Raw genomic sequence first — 19,742 nt, forward strand, 5'->3', positions numbered from 1 at the left:
CAGACGACGGCGGTTCATCCGCGAACACCTCCGGCACAGAGCGGTGGAGCGGGGACGGCGCTCATAGCAATCCACCCCACGGACTGTCGCCGCCTATGTTCGATCCATCGCTGGGGTCTGACCCCGAACCATCCGAGCTGTCTCCGGAGTTGTCGTCCGGTTCACTCGAGTCGGAGGAATCCCCACCGGCAATCTCGCTGAATGCCTCAGTAATCGACCCACTCGTGGAGTCCGTGCTGTCGTCCTCAGTGGTGTCCTCCGAACCCGTCCCCGATGAACTGTCCCCGCCGTTCGACGTATCGGCCCCGGGCGATTCGTCCGGTTCCGGTGATCCGGTTCCCCCAGTATCCGCCGGGCTTGCATCAGTACCGCCGGAATCGGCTGTCCCCCCGACGAGTGAACTGACGGCGGATTCGACCGTCTCACTGACCGTATCAGCAACCTGTGTCGCACTGTCCACTGGTCCAGACCGTTCCAGCACGTTCGTCTGTTCATCGCTGGACGGCAGCGATGGTTCTGCCGACTCCGCGGTTCCGCCCTCCGAAGTCGACTCGGGTTCTCTGCGTCCAGACAATGCCTCTTGTTTGCTCGCCGTCGAGTCAGGTTGTTCGTACTGATCCGGGCTTCCCTCGTTGTTCTTTCCGATCCTGATAACTACCCTGACTCTGCCATCCTCCGTCTCAACGGGGTCCTTCACGCGGGCGTTCTTGAGACGTTCGTGTTCATTGATGCGGGGTCCAGCCGCACCAGCCACGGTGTCGTCGCTTGGAGTCGATTCAATCTTCTCCGCCAGTTCGCTCGCGTTCTCCGCCGACATGGTGACGACCATCGTCTCCCGGTTCCCCGTCACGAGTTCGGCGGAGGCCTCACCGAACTTGCCGGTAGCTGCACCGACATCGGCCAGTTTCTCCAGCGCTCCGGATTCCGGTACCTTCTCGTTCGCTCGCATCAGTGCAGAGACCTCGGATCCCTCGACCCAGTTGTCGTCTGATGCCCTGATGAGCAATTTATCCTCCCCACTTCCTCTTTGAGTATCCGGTAAATTTGGACCTTCCTCAGCACACCCACCATCCTCCCGAACCGTAACCGTGTGCGTCGTCTTCGCGGTCTGGTTTTGTCGGTCAGTCGCGGAGAACCCGACCTCGTAGCGGCCGGGGCCCTGGGGGACGAAGGTTGGGTCGCTGTGCCAGGTCGAGTCGATGATCTCGTCGCTCTCCTCCGAGGTGACCGCGTAGCCCTCGAGCTCGACAGGTTCACCCACGCAGGCCTGCGTCGGACCCTCGATGCGCACCTCCGGTGGACTGTTCCCGGCAACGACGTGGACGACGATGGAGTCCGAGGAGGTGTGTCCCTCGCCGTCGTCGACGGTGGCGGTGATCGTGACGGTCGAGCCGGGCGGCTCGGCGAACATCCGGGTGAGGGTGTTCCCCGTCCCGACGCCGCCCGACCAGTCCAGGCGTTCGTTCCCGCCGGGACGGTCCTCGACGAGGGCGGTGTAGGTGTGGACGCTCCCCTGCCGGACGTACAGTTCGCCCTGCACCTCGACCGTGGCGGGCGGGTCCTCACCCTGGAGACAGCCGAGGCTTCCGACCCGGGTCCTCGCGGATGGGCAGGCGGGTCCCGACCCGCTCGCGGCGGCCGTGTCGGTGGGCGAGGGGGCGTCGGTCGTCGAGAGCGGGGCATCCGGCGTGGCCGGGTCGACGACGCCATCGGAGACGGGAGAGGAGGACTCCGGGAGGCCGGGAGTGGTATCCGTCGGGGGCGAGTCCGGCGTCTCGGGCAGCCCAGGGTCGGCGTGGGGGACCACATCGACGTAGAGCGTATCCGAGGCGGACTGCCCATCCTCGCCGGTGACCGTCACGGTGGCCTCGTACCGGCCGGGCTGGCGCGCGACGAAGGAGGTTCGGGCCGCGTCGGGGTCGGCGGGCCGGACGGTCCGTCCGTCGGGAGTCTCGATGGTCCAGGAGTACGACCTGATCTCGCCGTCGGGGTCCCGGGAGCCGGCAGCGTCGAGCAGGACAGTCGCGTTCTGCTGGACCTGCTGGTCGAGGCCGGCGTCTGCCAGCGGTGGTTCCTCCGCCCCCACGACGCCGCCCGTAGCGACCGTAGCAGCCGCGACGAGCAACACGAGCGGGACCAGTCGAGCGCGTGTTGCTTGCATCTATCGTCTGCGGGATTTTACCTGCGCCCCCCGTTATAAAATTTCACCATGACCGTGGAGGAGAGGAACGTCGGACGGTGACCACTAGGGTTTAGACCGTCCGCCCCAGAGACTAGCCAAGACGAAGATGGGGATGGGGATGGTACTGCTCCCGGCGACCGCCGCGCTTGATGAGGTGGCGGCGGCGCTGGACGCGCCCGTCACGCGGTACGACGGGGTCCACGACGCGGTATCACTCCTCCAGCGTGGGGACGTGGCGTGTGTCGTCGTGGACGCCACGGCGGCTGACCTCCCGATTGCGACGGTTGTCCGTCGAGTGCGGGACGGGGGCGAGGCCGCCGTCGTCGTCGCGGTCGGGCCGGATGACGGACCGCCCGGCGTCGGTGCAACTGCGGCGGCCGTCGTGGATCGGACGGCCACGGCGGCCACCGCTCGGACGCTGGAGGAGGTGCGTACCGACGCGTTGCTCGACCGGAGTGCACGGCGGAGCTCGGGAGCCGAGACACTGCTCCGGAACACCATCAGGTCGATCGGCGGACACGGGGACGAAGGCCTCGAGCCGGTGGCCGAGGCAGTGGTCGCTTCGGCCGCGCCGACGGGACCGTACTCGGCCGCCTGGGTCGGCCGACACGACACCGACCGACGGGTCCTCCAGCCGGTCGCCGCGGCGGGCGTCCCGGTCGACCACCTCCGCGCGGTGCCGGTCGATCCGGCGACCGACGAGGCGGGCGCATCGACCGAAGGGAGTGCAACCCTCCGGGCGGTCGCCGCCGACGGGGATGCGGCGGTGTTCACCGAGCGACTGGAGACGGCGGGGAGTCAGTCGGCCACCGAGGGCACCCATCTGCTCGCGGTACGCATCCCCACCGACCCCGGGGCCGTCCTCCACCTCGTCGCGGACCGGCCGGGTGGGGTGCCCGCCAGCGAGCGGGCTACCCTCGCCGATCTCGGGGCGGCCATCGCGGCCACCACGACCGACAGCGGAGCCTCCGATGCCGGCGAGGACCGACTCCGCCTACTCGCGGACGTACTGGCCCACGAGTTGAGCAACCAGCTCGGGGCGGCCAGCCTCCAACTCGACCTCGCCGAGGAACACGGGGATGCCGAACACTTCGACCACGTGGCACGTGCACTCGACCGGCTGGAGGGACTGACCGACGAGACACGGGCACTGGCCCGCGCGGAACCCGACCGGGAGTGGACGGACCTGCGTGAGGTGGCCGAATCGTCGTGGGATGCCATCTCGACCCCGAACGCGACGCTCGTGGTGGAGGACGCGACACTCGAGGTCGACAGCGCACTGCTGCGGCTGGCGGTCATCAACCTGTTCCGCAATGCCGTCGAGCATGGCTCGTCGAATCCTGCTCCGGGGGAGCAAGACGCTGCGGAGCACGGGTCCGGAACCGGTGAAGCGGGAGCAGAGGGACGGCCCGCTGGAGCCGACGGCAGTGACCGTGACTCCGCGTCGGAACTCACCGTCGAGATCGGCCCCGTCGGGGACGACGAGGGGTTCTACGTAGCCGACGACGGGCCAGGTATCCCACCCGAGGAGCGTGAACGGGTGCTCCAGTGGGGTCACTCGGGCGGCGATGGCACCGGTGTCGGGCTTGGACTGGTCCGCCTCGTCGCGGAGCGGCACGGCTGGACCGTCGACATCGGAGAGAGCGAGTCCGGCGGTGCACGCGTGGTACTGGCCCCCTGAGCGTAACCAGTAACCGGGAACCGGAAGTTACCGAGATCGTGCTCGGTACTCAGTCGCCGCCGGCGCGGTGTTCACCGCCGGCCTGCTCCGGTGGGAGCGCCTCGTCGACGGCGACCGCGTAGCCCTCCATCTCCCGGAGGTCGTCCAGCGCGTCGTCGAGGTGGGCTCGCAGGGCTGCACGGCGGTCGACCAGCCGGCCGTAGGCGTCGTTGTCGACGAGTTCTGCGCGGTCGTGTTCGGTCTCGAGCAGCGCGATGCGACGTGAGACGGAGTAGAACTCGCGGAGCCCCTCGTCGTAGGTCTGCCGGGCGAGGAGGTTCTCGACGACCGCGAAGAGTTCGGTCTCATCGACGGGTTTGCGGATGTAGTCGTCGAAGCCCATCTCGGCGATGTCGAACGAGGGCTCGACTCCGGTGAGCATGGCCACCCGGCAGGCGTACCCCTCCGAACGGATTCGCTCGAGGACCTGGTCGCCCGAGAGGTCCGGCATCCGCCGGTCCAGGAGCGCGACATCGACCGTCTCGTCGAGGCCGTCGAGTGCCTCACGGCCGCCGTAAGCCCGTCGGACTCGGTACTTCGCCTTCAGCCGTGACGCCTGGCCGTCGACGATGGCGGGCTCGTCGTCGGCGATCAGGACGGTCGCGAGGTCTCCATCGGACATGGGCGGGGTATCTTGTGAAGTACCCGCGTACTGCTATCGAATAGTTCTTCCGTCAGACATATATAAATTTTCGGACCATTGCTGCCGGTGCCGGCTGATCGGCCGTTCGCGGGGGGTTCTCCGGGAGCGTTCAGGGCGTCGGCTGCGCGCCGAGTTCCTCGAACGCCCACTGGACGATACGGGCCTCCACGAGCGCCCGCTCGGAGTGCAGCGAATCGGCGTCGTCGAACTCCGCGACCACCCGGTCGGCCTCGGCCAGCATCTCCCGCTCCAGCGGCGCCTGGTCCGGTTCCTCCCGCACGTCGTTCAGCAGGGCCTCGAAATCCTCCCGGAGGACGAAGTCCGCGCGGGCCGCATTACACCGGGGGAGCGGCGTCATCCCGGCGTCCAGCACGAGGTCACGGACCGTCTCCCAGTCGGATTCGCAGAAGTGGAGGGAGACGTCACCCTCGATGTCACGCCAGGCGATGGGACCCGAGTTCTCCAGCAGCTGGACCGCCCGCGGTGGGATGTCGATGCGGACGTCCGTCTCCTCGCGCCCGCAGAGACAGCACGGCTGCTGGGTCTTCCCGGTGTACATAACGATACCGAGGGCTGGCAGGGACAAAGATGCCGCGCTGCCGGCGGCGACCGCCCGTTCCAAAATCGCCATCCGGGGCCGGGAAGAGGGGTGACTGAAACGGGGAAATTCGGGTCACTCCTCGTGGTCGAACAGCCCGGTCGAGACGTAGCGCTCCCCCGAGTCCCAGAACACCGTGACGACGAGCGGGCAGTCCTCGGGGATGTGGGTGCCGGCCGTCTCGCCGCTGATGGGTGTCGGCCGGTCCTCCAGGACGTGCGTCTCGTTGTCGGGCACGGGGCAGTCCTCGTCGGCCACCGTGTCCGCGTCGGCGAGGTCGCGGGCGACACGCTTCGCCGCCAGGTTCGACGCAGCCGAGGACTGGCCCACGAGGATGCCCTCCTCGCGGGCCAGACGACGGACCTCCGCCTCGGCGCTGTCGATGTCGACCGTCTCGACGGCGTCGAGCAGGTCGGTGTCGAGGTTGGGACTGACGAACCCGGGCCCCATCCCCTGGAAGTCGTCGTCGCTCGGCTCCCCACCCGACAGGACCGCATTCTCGGCCGGCTCGACGCCCACGATGTCCATCTCGGGGAACTCCTCGCGGAGCCGGCGCCCGATACCGGTGATGGTGCCCCCCGTCCCGATGCCGGCGACGAGCGCATCGACCTCGGCGTCGCCGACCTGGTCGAGGATCTCGGGGCCGGTCGTCCGGTAGTGGGCCTCCGGGTTGGCGGGGTTCTCGAACTGTCGGAGCTGGACCGCGCCCTCCTCGGCCTCGATCTCGTCGGCGCGCTCCTTCGCCGCGGAGATGTCCCCCTCGACGAGTTCGATGTCAGCGCCGTAGGCCTGCATGACGTTGCGGCGCTCGGGCGACTTCGAGCCGGGCATCACGAGCGTCGCATCGTACCCCTTCGCGGCGGCGACGAGTGCGATACCGATGCCCGTGTTGCCGGACGTGGGCTCGACGATGCGGTCGCCCGGCTCCAGCTCGCCGTCGCGTTCGGCGGCCTCGACCATCGCCACGGCCGGGCGGTCCTTCGCACTCCCGCCCGGGTTCTTCGACTCTACCTTCGCGGCGATGACGCTCCCGGGGGGCGACTGGACCTGGACCAGCGGCGACCCGAGCGTGTCGAGGATTCCGCGCTTCATGGTGGGCCGCCGCTTCGGGACCGGGGGGTTTGAACCCGACGGAGGCGTGGGCGGTGGATGGTGACCCCTGCCGAGGCCGTCACTCGGCGCGCTGGAACTCGAAGACGAAGGCGGCGCCACCGAGGTCCGCATCCTCGACACGGACGTTCCCGCCGTACTGCTGCATCATCCTGTCCACGAAGAAGAGGCCGAAACCGCCGTCCCCGCTGGACTCGCCGCGGTGGAAGACCTGGCTCTTGCGCTCGTCGGGGATACCCTGCCCGTCGTCGGCGATGCTGACCGTCACGGTCTCCTCGTCGGCCGCCACGCGCACCTCGACGGTCGGGTCGTCGCCGCCGTGGTGGACGACGGCGTTCGTGAGGACGTTGCCGAGGACATCCGGGAGGACCTGATTGGCGAGGACGCTCGGCCCGCCATCGCCGTCGGCCACGCGCTCGAGTCCCTCGACGCGGGCCTCGACATCGAACGAGTCGCGGAGCGTCGCCACCTGCGACTCGATGGCGGCGCCCAGGTCCGTCGGCTGCAGATCGGGGTCCTCGTCGGTGATTGTCTCGATGACCGCGCCCGTCCGCTCGACCTCGCGCTCGATCTCCTCGGCCTGGGCGACGATGGTGTCGAGGAACTCGCCGGCCCGGTCGTCGACCGCCCCGGTCGTGGCTGCGTCCTCGAGGTCGTCACCGAGAAACTCCGCGCGCGACTCGATGACCATGATGCTGTTCTTGATGTCGTGGCGGAGGACGCGGTTGATGAGGCGGAGGTCGTCCTTCGTCTGGCGCGCCTCCTCGAGCAGGCGTTCGGTCTCGGCCTGGGCCGCCTCCAGCTGCCGCTGGTTCTCCTCGGCGTCCCTCCGGGCCCGCTCGGCGCGCTCCCTGGCCTGCTCGGCCTCGGCACGCGCGAACTCGGCGACCCGGGCGTCGCGACGCGCCCGGGCGTACAGCCCGCCGACGAGGCTGCCCGCGATACCGCCCCCGCCGGCCGCCGTGAACAGCACGAACGGCGCCTCCGCGATGGCTCGGCCCTCCGCAACCCGGATGAGCATCGTCAGGAGGATGATCCCCGTGAAGACGGCCCCTCCGGCGACCGTCACCCGTGCGACGAGCCACCGCTCGTCGGAGTCGAGGTCCGACCGGGCCAGCCAGACGCCGGCGTACAGGAGCCCCACCGACAGCGAGAGCCCGATGCCGGCGGCGGCCAGTGGGGGAAGGTCGACCGAGAGCGTCTGCTGTTCACGGAGGAAGTTCCACGTCGTCATTGTCAACAGCCCGAGACCGAAGGCGATGACGATCAGCGATGGGGACCGCGCCCGGATCGTCCGGACGGGGCCCTCGGGGTCGATATCGTCGGGTGACGTGCCCGTCTCGACGCCGGTACCCATTCTATCGACTGCAGGCTCGGACGACACTTCAGGCCTGTGGCCGTGTATGCGAAGGGTACACGGCCGTCAACCGACGGCTCGGTGGTACACTGTCTCCCAGTCGCGACTCAGTAGTGCCAGGGGAACGCGTCGAAGTCCGGGTCCCGGCCCTCGTTGAACGCGTCCCGGCCCTCGGCGGCCTCCTCGGTCATGTACCCCAGTCGCGTCGCCTCGCCGGCGAACACCTGCTGGCCCACCAGCCCGTCGGTGTCCATGTTGAACGCGTACTTCAGCATCCGCATCGCCATCGGCGACTTGCTCGTCATCTCGGCGGCCCACTCCAGCGCCACGTCCTCCAGTTCGTCGTGTGGGACCGCGGCGTTGGCCATCCCCATGTCGACGGCCTCCTCTGCCGAGTAGGTCCTCCCGAGGAAGAAGACCTCCCGGGCGCGCTTGTGGCCCACCTGGTTGGCGAGGTACGCCGACCCGAAGCCGGCATCGAAGCTCGCCACGTCCGGGTCCGTCTGGAGGAACTTCGCGTGCTCCTCGGAGGCGAGCGTCATGTCACAGACGACGTGCAGCGAGTGGCCGCCGCCGACGGCCCACCCCGGAACCACGCAGAGGACGGGCTTCGGGATGTGGCGGATGAGTCGCTGCACCTCGAGGATGTGGAGGCGCGGGGCCTGCTGCTGGCCCTCGGCGGGGGCGCCACTCGCGTCGGGGTCCTCGCCGGCGGTGTACTCGTACCCCGCGTCGCCCCGGATGGCCTGGTCGCCGCCGGAGCAGAACGACCGACCGCCGTCCTTCGGGGAGGGACCGTTCCCCGTGAGGATGACACAGCCGATATCGGTCTGGCGCTTCGCGTGGTCGAGCGCGGTGTAGAGCTCGTCGACGGTCTCGGGGCGGAAGGCGTTGCGCTTCGCCGGGCGGTCGAATGCGATCCGGACGGCCGGCACGTCCGTCCCGCGGTGGTAGGTCAGGTCGCGGAAGTCGAAGCCCGGGACGGGCTCCCATCGGTCGGCGTCGAACGTCTCGGAGACTGGCATACAGAGGGTCGCGCCGGGACGGACCAAAAGCACCCGGACGGCGGCGATTCGGGCCGGGGTCGCTCAGAGATGCGGTCCGTCGGGGTCGGGAAGCCCCCGCTGCGCTATCGAGGGCCCCACGAGCCAGGCGGCCAGCAGCGACCCGACGAGCACCGCCACCAGGGGCCGTGCCGCCGCCAGCCAGTACGCGGACGTGAGCCCACCGACGGCGACACCCGCGGCCCAGCGGTCGTCCACCCCGACGCCGGTGACGCTCATCACTCCCGGATGCAGCAGGCCGGCGCAAAGCCCTGCTGCCGAAGGCCCCCGGCGGTTCATCCCACCATCGCGACGAGCCGTAGCGGCCGCTGGGGGCCGCGCCAGCAGCCCACGCTCCGATTACAGCTATGCCAGACCTCTACAGAATATTTGGCACATTATCTGTGAATACTCCATTTAATTATATAATCCAGCCATTATCTCGTTAACACAGCCATCAGAGAACAGGAGGGTTCCGGCGGTGCCGCCTTCGGTCGGTGGCTCTCACCGATAGAGCGACAGGTAGATCATCGCGAAGCCGACGATGAAGGGGACCGTCTCGGCGATCTGGAGGGTGACGAGTTCGTTCCCCGCGGCGGCGCCCGTGGTGCCGATCTGCGTCGTGAGGTTGGTGACGGCGACGCCCATGCTGATGAAGGCGAACCCGATGAAGGCGTACTGCAGGCGCTGGGACTGGCGGCGCTGATACGACTGGAAGCTGATGACGGTCAACCCGAGCGAGAGGCCGAAGAGTATCAGCCGCATCAGTATCAACACGGCACTGAAGACGTTGACCATCCTTGCGTTGTAGGCGCCCCAGCGGGCTAAAAAAGTATCCGGTCGGCTGCGCGACCTGAAATCGCCGCTTCGGTCACTCCGCGTCCGAGCCGAGCTCGTCCCAGAGCGCCCCGAACCGGTCCGGGAGGTTCTCCTTCCGGTAGATGCGCACCTTGTACTCCTCGTCCTTGAGCGCGATGACGGTCGAGTCGAAGTTGCACTCGTAGATGTTGTAGTGGTTCCCGTCTTCCGCGACCGCCGTCCGCTCGGTGATGAGGTCGTGTTCCTGGAGGAGTTCGAGCCGACGGTAGATGGTCGGCAGCGAGAGGTCGCATTCGTCCGCGAGTTCCTTCGCCGACCGGGGGCTCCGGCTGATGGCCGCGAGGACCGTTCTCGCGTGCTCGTCGCCGATGGTGTTCAGGATCTCCTCGATGCTGCGGTCTTCGTCCACGCAGAGAGGTCGGGCGTGCCGTGACAAAGGCTTTTCTCCCACCCGTCCCGGAACCGCCCGCCGTCGGTGGGAGACGGTTTCAAGTGTGACCCCGGCCTCGAGGCGCCCATGTACGACGATATCCTGTTCGCGACCGATGGCAGCGACGCCGCCGCCACCGCCCTCGACCACGCCATCACCGCCGCCGACGCACACGGCGCGACGCTCCACGTCCTCTCCGTGGCCGACGAGCGCCTCGCGCTCGCGGCCGACGACACCGAGGCGACCCGCGAGGAACTCCGCGAACGCGCCCAGACGGCCGTGGACGAGGCCGCCGACGCGGCCAGCGGTGCCGGCGTCCACGTCGAGACGGCCGTCCGGAACGGGGTGCCGTTCCGCGAGATTCTCGCGTATGCCGAGGCCGAGGACGTGGGACTGGTCGTCGTGGGGACGCACGGCCGCGAAGGGCGCGAGAAGCGGGTGAACATGGGCTCGACCGCGGAGCGGGTCGTCAATCAGGCCGAGCGGCCCGTGCTGGTGGTGCGGTAGGGGAGCTCAGTTGACGTTGAAGCTCACCGTCTCCGACCCGCCGATACTCCACTCGAAGTCGATACCGCTGACGGTCGCCGCCGACGACTGCGTCCTGACGCCCTGGAGCTGGATCGTCACCCGCTGGTTGTTCCCGGTGGACAGTCCGCCGGAACCGACCGTGTAGGTGATGGTCGCGTCGTCATCGCTGGCCGAGATACTCGCGGTTCCACCCCGGAGCGTCGACCCGCCGGTGTTCACGCTCGCCGACCGGTAGTCGACCGGGTTCGGCTGACCCCCGTTGAGCCCCTGGGCGGTGTCCAGGTCGATGGTGACGGTCTGGCCCGGGTCCATCTCGTAGTTCGACTGGAAGGTGAACGTCTGGGTCGTCGCGGTCTGGCCGCGCTGGACGTTGCTCGCGCTGGTCTGGGAGAACGGGTCGATCCCCAGGCCGTCGGAGATGAAGAACGTCTGGGTGATCCCGTCGAGCGCCTGGCCCGGATTGGCCGGGTCGGGCGTGACGACCCGCGCGGTGAACACGAAGAACGCGTCGAAGTTCCCGCTCCCGCCGGACTGTTCGAGCGTGTCGTCGAAGTCGAACCGGACGGTTCTGGTCCCATCTGCCGGAACCGTGATGGGGCCGATGTCCTTGAGTTCGGTCCCGATGAGGAGCTGTCCGTAGTTCGTCCCGGTCGGGCTGCTGAGCGTCGCGAAGTCCGGGTTCCCGCTGGCCAGGACGAACGGGATTCGGCCCGTCTGGAACTGCTTCTCGGTCGTCTCGTTCGTGTTCCGGAACGTGACGACTATCGTATCGCTCCCGTCAAGCGTGGCCGACTCGATGAAGACGTCCTCATCGCGGGAGTTGATGTCCTGGAGTCGGTCCGGGCGGCCGCCCTCGCCGTCGTCGTCGTCGTCGGTGATGGTCGCCGACGAAACGGAGACGTCGAAGGTGACACGCTCGTAGTCGTCACGGTTGGAGTTGGCGTCGCCGAGGTCCACGTCCCCGGCCTCGATCTCCGCATCGCCGGTTCCGGTGGGTTCGAACACGACGCTCGCCTGCCCGTCCTCGTCGGTGGTCACCGTCGCGCTTCCGCTGCCCGAGATCTCGAACTCGCCGTCGGTCGTCGAGAACGGAACCTCGACGCCGCTGACGGGGTTGTTGTACCGGTCGCGGACCTCGACGGTCAGTCGCTGCGTCTGGGTCTCCAGGATGCTGCTGTCGTCGCCCTCGACGCTGGTCAGGTACTGGGGGGGTTCCTCGTCGAAGCCGCTCCCGAGGCCGACCTTGGCCATCCGGAGGTTGTACGTGCCAGGCTCGAAGGTGATCACGAGTTCGCCGTTGCAGGGCTCGGAGTCGGCCGCACCGCTCGTACACTCGATGTCACTGACGTAGCGGTCGTCCTGGTTCCCGGCCTGGTCGTACTCGGAGCCGAGGATGTCCTCCTTCCAGGTGTTCTCCGAGAGGGCGGTCTCGACCCGGATGGTGGCACCACCCGTGGTCGTGACGCCGATCGGACGGGTCGCGGAACTCACGGGGACGGCATCCAGCGACAGCTCGTCGACCTGCTGGGTCGCGAGCCCGCCCGTCAGCGTGGTGATGGTGATGCGGCGACCGCTCACGAGCGCGCCACGGTCGACGACGACCTGCTGCTGGTCGTCCTCGGCGAACCGCTTGTACAGCACGCCGTTCTCGTAACCGATCTGTGGCTCCGCGCTGTACTCGTTGTAGTCCGCGCTGTAGTTCAGCGCCCTGGACTCGAAGACTGGCAGGTTCCCTTGGAGGTACTCGCGTGCCTCGGGATCGACCGCCTGGAAGCCGGACACCCTGACCGCGCTCGCCCGCGTGCTGATGTCACCGCTCACCGGCGGCGGGTTCAGCAGGAACAGCCGCGGCGGATAGCGTGTCCCGAGTTCGAGGGGCGTGGTCTCGCGGGCACCGCCGGTCGCAGCCCCCTCGATGGCCTCGTCCAGTTGCTGGAAGTCACCCTCGATCCGCTGACTGTGCTCGAACTCGATCTGCTGGTTCGCGGCTGGCACGGCGCTCAGTTGTACCAGTGCCAGTACTGCCAGCACGAGGCCGAACACGAGAATCGCGCCAAGCACCTCCGATACACCACGATCGCCGCCCTCGCCGCTATCGCGCCCCTGGTTGCCAGGTGGAGAATTCATGCGTTCCATATGTTATCTGAATGAATATCGTTTGCTATTGGTTTCAACGGCCGCGACGGTCGTGCACCCGGGACCGGCCCACGGTGGTATCGCTCCCCGGCCATCTCAGAGCACCAGGAAGACCACCGTCGTCAGGACGACGAGCGCGATGGCGTACTTGAGCCCGGCGAGGCTGTCGTTCTCTGCCAGCTTCCCCGCCAGGAGGCCGCTCCCGATGGCCTGGATGAGGGCCGAGTGGAAGAACAGCATCCGGTAGAGGCTGACCGGCACGTCGGCGAACGACAGCGGCAGGTCACGGCCCTCGCCCGCCCCCGTCCCCGGGTCGAGCTCGGAGATCGGTTGCAGGAAGCTGGCGTCCAGCATCACGATGACCAGCAGGTAGACGAGGAACCCGATGACGACCACCGCGATGTACGCGGTGAGTTCGCGGCGCCTCGCACGCTCGATCTTCGCCCGGTCGCGTGCGTCCTCGGCGGCGATGCTGAGGACCCGCGCGAGGTCACCCGAAGAGCGCAGCCCGTCCGAGAGCAGCTTCATGCTCCGCGAGAGCTGTGGCGTCTTGAGCCGGGCACCGAACGAGAGCAGCGCCCGGCTCACGTCGAAGTTCCAGGCGATGTCGTTCTTGACCGTCCGGAGCTCCTGGGCGACGGGCCCGGTCTGGTAGCGCGAGATGAGTTCGAGCGCGTCCGGCAGCGCGATACCCATCTTGTTCGCGGAGGCGAGGATGTTCAGCGTGTCCGGGAACCGCTCGGTGATGGCACGCTGGCGGGCCGCACGGAGTTCGACGAACACCGACAGCGGGACCGCCACGATGAAGAACGGTACGACGACGAACCAGGTGGTCGTCGCGACCGGCGCGTCCGTGAAGGCAGCCACGGAGGGCTCGGCGAGACCGTAGAGGATGGACGCGACGAGCACCAGCACGGCGGTCGGGACCGTCAGCGCGAGGGTGTAGAGCGGGTTGTCGTGGAACACCTCGAGCGGATCGTTGAGCAGTCCCCGGATTCGGACGACCCGGGCCGTCGACTCGTAGCGCTCGTACCGGTCGTCACCCTCGAGTTCCGACTCGTCGAACGGCAGTTCCTCGACGGGCCTGGTCACGCTCGTCGTGCCCGGCGTCTCGAACGGCGACGACAGCACGTCGATGAGCACCAGGAACGCCACCATCCCGACCGGGAGGACCAGGTAGATGAGCGAGGTCATCGCTTGAATGGTGCTCCCGCCGATGAGGCTGATGACGACCAGCGTGACGACGAGGAACAGCGGCGCGGCGACGAAGCCGACCACGAACACCTCGGCCATGATGGCCAGCGTCTCCAGGAAGTCGGCCTGCTCCTCCTCGGCCTCGCGGAGGTAGTTCGCCGCCTCGTTCTCGAAGAAGGTGGTCACGTCACCGCCAGCGTCCAGCACGCCGAGCATGTCGTCGAGGAACCCCTCGAACCGGTCGGAGGGCGTGAGGTTCCGGGCGCTCTGGAGCGCGCTGTACATGTCGCTGCCGAACAGGTCGATGTCGTTGACGACCATCTCGAACTCGTTGGCCACCTCGCCGTACGTCTCCTCGGCGTCCGCGATGTCACGGAGGACGCCGAGCAGGTCCTGCCCGCCGTACGACAGCGCGTACATGTAGACGATGGCGTGAGGCAGGGTCACGTCGATGGCCTGGCGGCGCGACGAGACGACGGTCGACGGGTAGTAGTACCGGCCGAGCCATATGAGGCCGCCGAGCACCGACGTCACGATCAGCGTGATCGCAGCGCCCGCGAGGAGCGTGCGGTTGGCCTCGATGTACCGGGCGAGGTCACCGCTGAACTCGATGGGACTCTGGAGGTCGGCCAGCAAGCCCGTCTCGATGAGGAGCCCGGTGAGCGCGATTCCGAGCCCCGCACCGAGCAGCCCACCGGCGATGGCGTACCAGAGGCTCCGCGCCAGGTACGAGTCGTAGGTGGCACCGATACGGGCCTGGTTGAGCGACCGCTGGATGCCCGCGAACCGTCCGGGGCGGAGCTTGAAGTACGTCCGCACACGGCCGTACTCCTTGCGCATCCGGCGCTTCTCCTCGTCGGAGACCGGGCGGTCCGCCGGCCGGATGTCGAGGCCCATCTCGCTGATCCCGGTATCGTCGATGTCGTCGCGGTTGAACTCCGAGCTCATCGGTCGCCCTCGACGCGCTCGTCCGCGTTGCTGTCATCCTCGGTGTTCCCGCCGTCGGCCGCCTCGGTGAGACCGCCCGCCGGTCGTTCGTCGCCGAGCTCCTCGAGGTCGGCGTCGGCTGTCTCGGCCGCGGCCGCGAGGACCTCCTCGTACGTAGCGGCATCCAGCTCGGGTGGGAGTCCCGTCCCGCGCGGTGCCACATCGTCCGCCGCGATAGCGTCGTGGACGGCCGTTCGGTTGTCCTCGGCCCGCGCCGAGTCGAACTCGGCGGGGTCGAACGTTCCGGCCTCGATGGCTTCGAGCACCTCGTCGGGGTTCCGGGCGTACGCCTGGATGGCCGTGGCGACATCGTTGTACCCGTGGATGTTCTCCTCGACCAGGTACTCGAGAACGCGCTGGCGGGCCTGGAACTCGCCGGCGAGCTGTTCGTCGGTCCAGCCGCGTTCGCGGGCGATCTGCAGGAGGACGTCCGACTCGCCGACCCGCTCGTGCGTGTCGGTCTCGGGGTCCCACTCGAAGATGTCCGTCCAGTCGACCCGGTCGGGCTGGGTCTCGTCACCGCTCAGTTCCGCGACGGTCGCGTTCCGGCGGACACGGCGGTCGCCGAGGAACGTCTGGCGCTGGATGCTGATGACGTCGAGGTCCTGCAGCATCTGGGTCGGAATCGAGAGCGGTGGGTTCTGCAGCCGCGAGAGTGCCGTCTCGACGCTGTCGGCGTGGATGGTCGTGTAGGCAGTGTGACCGGTTCCCATCGCCTGGAAGAAGGTCAGCGCGACGTTCTGCTCGGTCCGGATCTCGCCGACGAGCAGGTACTCGGGACGCTGGCGGAGCGCGGCCTGCAGGAGGTTGTACATCGTCACCTCGCCGCGCCCCTCACCGCTGGCCGAGGAGCGCGTGACCGACTGGACCCAGTTCTCGTGCGGCAGGTCGATCTCGCGGGTGTCCTCGATGGTGACGACCTTCGAGTGCTGCGGGATGAAGAAGGACACCGCGTTCATGCTGGTCGTCTTCCCCGACCCCGTGCCGCCGGCGAAGATGAGGGACTTGTTGTTCTCGATGGCGAGCCAGAAGTACGCCATCTGCTCGACGCTGAAGGTGTTCCACTCGATGAGGTCGACCGGCGTGTACGGCACGTCCGCGAACTTCCGGATGGTGAAGTTCGCGCCCCGGGTGGAGATGTCGCCGCCGAGCGTGAGCTGGATACGACTTCCGTCCGGGAGCGAGGCGTCGACCAGCGGGCTGGCGATGCTCACGGAGCGCCCGGCGCGCTGGGCGAGCTGGACCACGAACGAGTTGAGCTTGCGCTCGCTGAACGAGACGTTCGACGGCAGGTCGCGGTACTCGCGGTGGTAGACGTACACCGGAACCTCCGTACCGTCACAGGAGATGTCCTCGATAGCGGAGTCCCGCATGATCGGGTCGATGGGACCGAAGCCGAGGAAGTCACGCCGGAGGTAGTAGACCACCTTGTGGAGCGTCCCCGGATCGACCGTGGCCGCGTGCTCGTCGACGAGGTCACGGGCCTGGGCCATGAACGCGCCCTCGCGGTTCCCCGGCTCGAAGTCCATGTAGATGAGCTCGTTGCGCAGGAGCGTGATGAGGTCGGCCCGCACGTACTGCTCGAACAGGTCCAGCGTCGGCTCGACGACGCGATACTGGTACTCGTTGCGCTCGGCGTCGTACAGGATGGAGATGAAGGCGAACGGCTCGTTCACCCACCGGCGGTCGACCTCCTCGTACCGCTCGAGATAGGAGAAATCGAAGAACGACTCCTCGACGAACTCGTCGTCGGGCGCGCCGAAGGGGTCCCCACCACCAGCCCTGAAGTACTCGCGGACATCCTCGAGGACCGCCTCCACCGTGGGATGGACGGGCTCGGTGGCCGGCTCCGGTTCCGGCTCGACCACGTCCTCATCCCCCCCGACACGCCGGATCGCCTGGCGTGGGGCTGGCTCCGCGTCGGCCGCCTCTTCGTCTGTCATGGCGGTTGACTCTGCGCCACCGGTGTTATAATTACCCCCGCCGTCACCGTTCGGCTCCATCTCCTCGGGCCGGCCGGTCATCGCTCGTCCTCCCCGACGACAGAGAGGCTCGTCCCCTCGAGGTTCCCGGTCGAGAGAAGATAATTTCTGGATATCATTACTATATAAACAGCGGAACAGGTAGTAAATATTTCGCCCAGAACTGGGATGTGGAACCCGCTGAGAACGCGCTTCGGGAACCGTCGCGGGGAGCTACATCGGGGAGCAACCGTCGCCTCAGTCCTGTGGTGCCACGAGGTACGAGGAGGTACTCCCGTCACTGAACCGCAGCGTGAGGACGTAGAAATCCCCCTCGACGACGTTGTACTGCTGGTCGGAGACGCCGAACGTCGAGTCGGTGACGTCGAACTCGAACCGGTAGGTGTGGGTTCCGTAGGGGGCCGCCGTGTCGGCCGGGACGGACAGCGGCGACGACAACGTCAGTCCCCCCTCCGCGAAATCCTGGTCCGCCGACCCCTGGAACGACCACTCGTCCGGGCGGGGCCGGGGGAGCGGCTTCCCCTGTGATCCGCCACCACCGCCACCGCCGCCACCGCCCGGATTCGGGTTCGGAATCGGGTACGCCTGCCCCGCGCTGTAGACGTTGACACGGACGGCGGTGATCGTCCGGGCCCGGCCGCGGTTCTCGAAGGTGACGTCGACACGGCAGTTCGAATCGGTCAACACCACCGTCCGCTGGCTAGTATCGGGCGGGGTACAGTTCACGATGGACGCCGTACTGAGCGTGAAGGCGTCGCTCCCGCCGGGGTTCAGTTCGCCGCCGCTTCCCTCCGTATCCTCGCCCGTCCCGGGCAGGCTGGCGGTCAGGTCGTACACCACGCTCAATGGGTCGCCGTCGGTGCCGGTGCCGGCCCCGGCGACGGCCGTGACCTCGACCGGACCGGCCACCGACGGCGTGTACGAGAGGGTCGCCTCGCCCTCGCCGCCGGTCGTGACCGTCTCGGTCGTGGGGGCGCCCCTGCCGTCGTCGACGGTGAACGTCACGTCCTCGCCCGCGACGGGCCCGTTGTACGCGTCACGGACCTGCACGGTCAGGTCCGACGGCTCGCCGACCGTGACCGACTGCGTGGTCGGATCGCTGGTGGTGACGTACGCTGGCGCCGCATCGTACGGCGCCGACCCGACTGCCACGCGTGCGAGTTCGAGCTCGTAGGTGATCCCCTCCTCGAGCACCACCTCGACGGTGCCCGGATCGTCCCCTGCCACCACGTCCTCGACGTGGCCGTCGGTCATCTCGTCCTCGAGGAAGTCCCTCCACTCGGCGGGCGTCGCCGCCGTCCGAAGGGTGAGGCGGATGTTCTCGTTCCCGGCGCCACTGACGCGGACGGTCTCCGTCGGCGCGGCCTGTGCCGTGACCGGCACCGAGACGGCGCCGACCCGGGACTCGTTTCGCCGGCCGGCGAGCGCCGTCAGTTCGATGGAGCGGCCGTCGATGAACCCGCCGGCATCGATGCGACGGGTCGGCCCGTCGTCGAAGCGGTCGTAGACGACGCCGTGTGAGAGCACGGTCTCCGGGGCCTCCTCGTAGACGTTGTAGTCGACACGGTAGACCAGTCGTCGGGACTCGTACGGGTCCGTGGGGTCGCCGTCCCAGTAGTCGTCCGTCTCCGTGTCACCGACCGCGACGGCGTTGTCGATGCTGAACCGAGAGGTCTCCGCCGTGAGACTGCCGGAGACGGGCGGTGGGTTCCGGAACAGGAACCGGGACGGGTAGTCGGTCCCGATGGTGACGACGGCGGTGCCACCGTTGCCGCTGGCGGCGGCGTCGTTCAACTCCGCGTCGAGTCCCAGCAGATCCGTCTGGGCCTCCTGGTTGTGGTCGAACTCGACCTCCTCGTTCGACGCCGGGACCGCCGTCGTCTGGAACAGCGCCAGGGAGATGACCACCAGCCCGAAGACGAGTATCGCACCGATTATCTCCGAAACGCACCGATTGTCCGAGTAGATTCGGTTTTCCATTGATATATTCACCTTTGGATGATTGTCAGAGAAGCGCGAACACGACCACCGCCAGCGCGACGAGGCCGAGCCCGTACTTGAGCCCGCTGCGGATGCTGTTGTCGGCCAGCTTCCCGGCGAGGATGCCGCTCCCGAACCCCTGGATGACCGCCGAGTGGAAGAACAGGAGCTGGTACTCCTCGATGGGGACGTCGCTGAACGAGATGGGCGCCCGCTGTTCACCGACGTACTCGGCCTGCTCGCCCGCGGTCTGGGTGACCGGCTGGAGGTAGCTGGCGTCCAGCGCCACGATGACCAGCAGGAACACGAGGTAGCCGATGACGACGATGGCGATGTAGGAGACCATCTCGCGCTTGCGGTCCCGCTCGAGTCGGTAGCGGCCGCGGGCGTCCTCGGCGGCCACCGAGAGGACCCGCGAGAGGTCGCCGGAGGAACGCAGCCCCTCGGCCAGCAGCCGGGTCGTCCGCGCCAGTTGCGGCACCTCCAGCCGGGAGCCGAAGGCCAGCAGCGCCTCGCCGGTCGAGGCGTTCCAGATGATGTCGTTGCGGACCTTCCGCAGTTCCTCGGCGACCAGCCCCGACGAGGAACGGACGACGAGGCCGAGCCCCTCGGTGAGGCCGATGCCCATCTTGTTGGCCGAGGCGAGGATGTTCAGCGTGTCCGGGAACCGCTCGGCGAGTTTGCGCTCGCGACGGGTCTTGCGCTCGTGGTAGTAGGTCAGCGGCAGCGTCGCGACGAACAGCGGCAGCACCACCAGCCCGGTCGTCGTCAGGACCGGCGCCTCCAGCAGCGCCGCGTAGCTCGGCTCGACGATGCCCGTCACGACGAGGGCCACCGTTCGGGTCGCCGCCCGATGGCGACGCGTCGGCGGCCGGCATCGCCGGGGCCGAGCCGTCGTCGCCCTCCGCGTTCACCGCCGTCGCGGTCCGTTCCAGCAGTGACGGCTCCTGGGTCGCCGGCTGGTCGGGGGCCGTCCGGTCGAGCCGCTCGGTGTCCGCGGTTGCGGTGGCCCGCTTCCCGGAGAACGGCCCGT

The 19,742-nt window shown here is 68.1% G+C and carries 16 protein-coding genes; 2 read left to right on the top strand and 14 right to left on the bottom strand.

What is annotated here, in order from left to right:
* Positions 1-61 precede the first annotated feature (61 nt).
* On the bottom strand, positions 62-2,161 hold the full coding sequence (locus tag P2T62_RS12795) for a PKD domain-containing protein (RefSeq protein ID WP_276257465.1): 2,100 nt from the start codon (positions 2,159-2,161) through the stop codon (positions 62-64).
* 139 nt (positions 2,162-2,300) lie between these two features.
* Between P2T62_RS12795 and P2T62_RS12800 the strand changes: the two genes are divergently transcribed.
* Entirely contained in the window at positions 2,301-3,863 is a 1,563-nt protein-coding gene (locus P2T62_RS12800) for a sensor histidine kinase (protein WP_276257466.1), read from the top strand.
* A 49-nt stretch (positions 3,864-3,912) separates the two neighbouring features.
* Here the strand turns inward: P2T62_RS12800 and P2T62_RS12805 are convergent, their stop codons facing one another.
* The 8 genes from P2T62_RS12805 to P2T62_RS12840 all read right to left on the bottom strand — a co-directional run bounded on the left by P2T62_RS12805 (position 3,913) and on the right by P2T62_RS12840 (position 9,881).
* Entirely contained in the window at positions 3,913-4,524 is a 612-nt protein-coding gene (locus P2T62_RS12805; RefSeq protein WP_276257467.1) for a response regulator transcription factor, read from the bottom strand.
* 130 nt (positions 4,525-4,654) lie between these two features.
* Positions 4,655-5,104, bottom strand: coding sequence for a DUF7960 family protein (locus P2T62_RS12810; protein WP_276257468.1), 450 nt, complete (start codon positions 5,102-5,104; stop codon positions 4,655-4,657).
* A gap of 114 nt (positions 5,105-5,218) precedes the next feature.
* Positions 5,219-6,235, bottom strand: a complete 1,017-nt coding sequence (locus tag P2T62_RS12815; RefSeq protein WP_276257469.1) for a PLP-dependent cysteine synthase family protein — start codon at positions 6,233-6,235, stop codon at positions 5,219-5,221.
* A 79-nt stretch (positions 6,236-6,314) separates the two neighbouring features.
* Positions 6,315-7,610, bottom strand: a complete 1,296-nt coding sequence (locus tag P2T62_RS12820) for an ATP-binding protein (RefSeq protein WP_276257470.1) — start codon at positions 7,608-7,610, stop codon at positions 6,315-6,317.
* 107 nt (positions 7,611-7,717) lie between these two features.
* Entirely contained in the window at positions 7,718-8,635 is a 918-nt protein-coding gene (locus P2T62_RS12825) for a 1,4-dihydroxy-2-naphthoyl-CoA synthase (RefSeq protein ID WP_276257471.1), read from the bottom strand.
* A 63-nt stretch (positions 8,636-8,698) separates the two neighbouring features.
* Positions 8,699-8,893 carry a hypothetical protein gene (locus P2T62_RS12830; RefSeq protein WP_276257472.1) on the bottom strand — a complete coding sequence of 65 codons (195 nt, stop codon included), beginning with the start codon at positions 8,891-8,893 and terminating at the stop codon, positions 8,699-8,701.
* 264 nt (positions 8,894-9,157) lie between these two features.
* Entirely contained in the window at positions 9,158-9,451 is a 294-nt protein-coding gene (locus P2T62_RS12835; RefSeq protein ID WP_276257473.1) for a DUF7521 family protein, read from the bottom strand.
* A 73-nt stretch (positions 9,452-9,524) separates the two neighbouring features.
* Entirely contained in the window at positions 9,525-9,881 is a 357-nt protein-coding gene (locus tag P2T62_RS12840; protein ID WP_276257474.1) for a winged helix-turn-helix domain-containing protein, read from the bottom strand.
* 108 nt (positions 9,882-9,989) lie between these two features.
* On the opposite strand from P2T62_RS12840, the gene P2T62_RS12845 reads away from it, so the two are divergent.
* On the top strand, positions 9,990-10,409 hold the full coding sequence (locus P2T62_RS12845; protein WP_276257475.1) for a universal stress protein: 420 nt from the start codon (positions 9,990-9,992) through the stop codon (positions 10,407-10,409).
* A gap of 6 nt (positions 10,410-10,415) precedes the next feature.
* Here the strand turns inward: P2T62_RS12845 and P2T62_RS12850 are convergent, their stop codons facing one another.
* The 5 genes from P2T62_RS12850 to P2T62_RS12870 all read right to left on the bottom strand — a co-directional run bounded on the left by P2T62_RS12850 (position 10,416) and on the right by P2T62_RS12870 (position 19,337).
* The gene (locus P2T62_RS12850; RefSeq protein ID WP_276257476.1) at positions 10,416-12,557 is read right to left on the bottom strand and encodes a DUF7289 family protein; all 2,142 of its coding nucleotides are present in this window, start codon (positions 12,555-12,557) and stop codon (positions 10,416-10,418) included.
* Between the two features lie 105 nt (positions 12,558-12,662).
* Positions 12,663-14,708 (bottom strand): type II secretion system F family protein, encoded by a 2,046-nt coding sequence (locus tag P2T62_RS12855; RefSeq protein ID WP_276257477.1) that lies wholly within the window; start codon positions 14,706-14,708, stop codon positions 12,663-12,665.
* Positions 14,705-16,690 carry a type II/IV secretion system ATPase subunit gene (locus tag P2T62_RS12860; RefSeq protein ID WP_276257478.1) on the bottom strand — a complete coding sequence of 662 codons (1,986 nt, stop codon included), beginning with the start codon at positions 16,688-16,690 and terminating at the stop codon, positions 14,705-14,707. Before P2T62_RS12860 ends, P2T62_RS12855 begins: the two co-directional genes overlap by 4 nt.
* 276 nt (positions 16,691-16,966) lie before the next feature.
* Complete coding sequence (locus tag P2T62_RS12865; RefSeq protein ID WP_276257479.1) at positions 16,967-18,709, bottom strand: DUF7289 family protein; 1,743 nt, start codon at positions 18,707-18,709, stop codon at positions 16,967-16,969.
* Between the two features lie 25 nt (positions 18,710-18,734).
* Positions 18,735-19,337, bottom strand: a complete 603-nt coding sequence (locus P2T62_RS12870) for a type II secretion system F family protein (RefSeq protein ID WP_276257480.1) — start codon at positions 19,335-19,337, stop codon at positions 18,735-18,737.
* Positions 19,338-19,742 lie beyond the last annotated feature (405 nt).

Source organism: Haloglomus litoreum (assembly GCF_029338515.1).
Taxonomy (GTDB): Archaea; Halobacteriota; Halobacteria; order Halobacteriales; family Haloarculaceae; genus Haloglomus; species Haloglomus litoreum.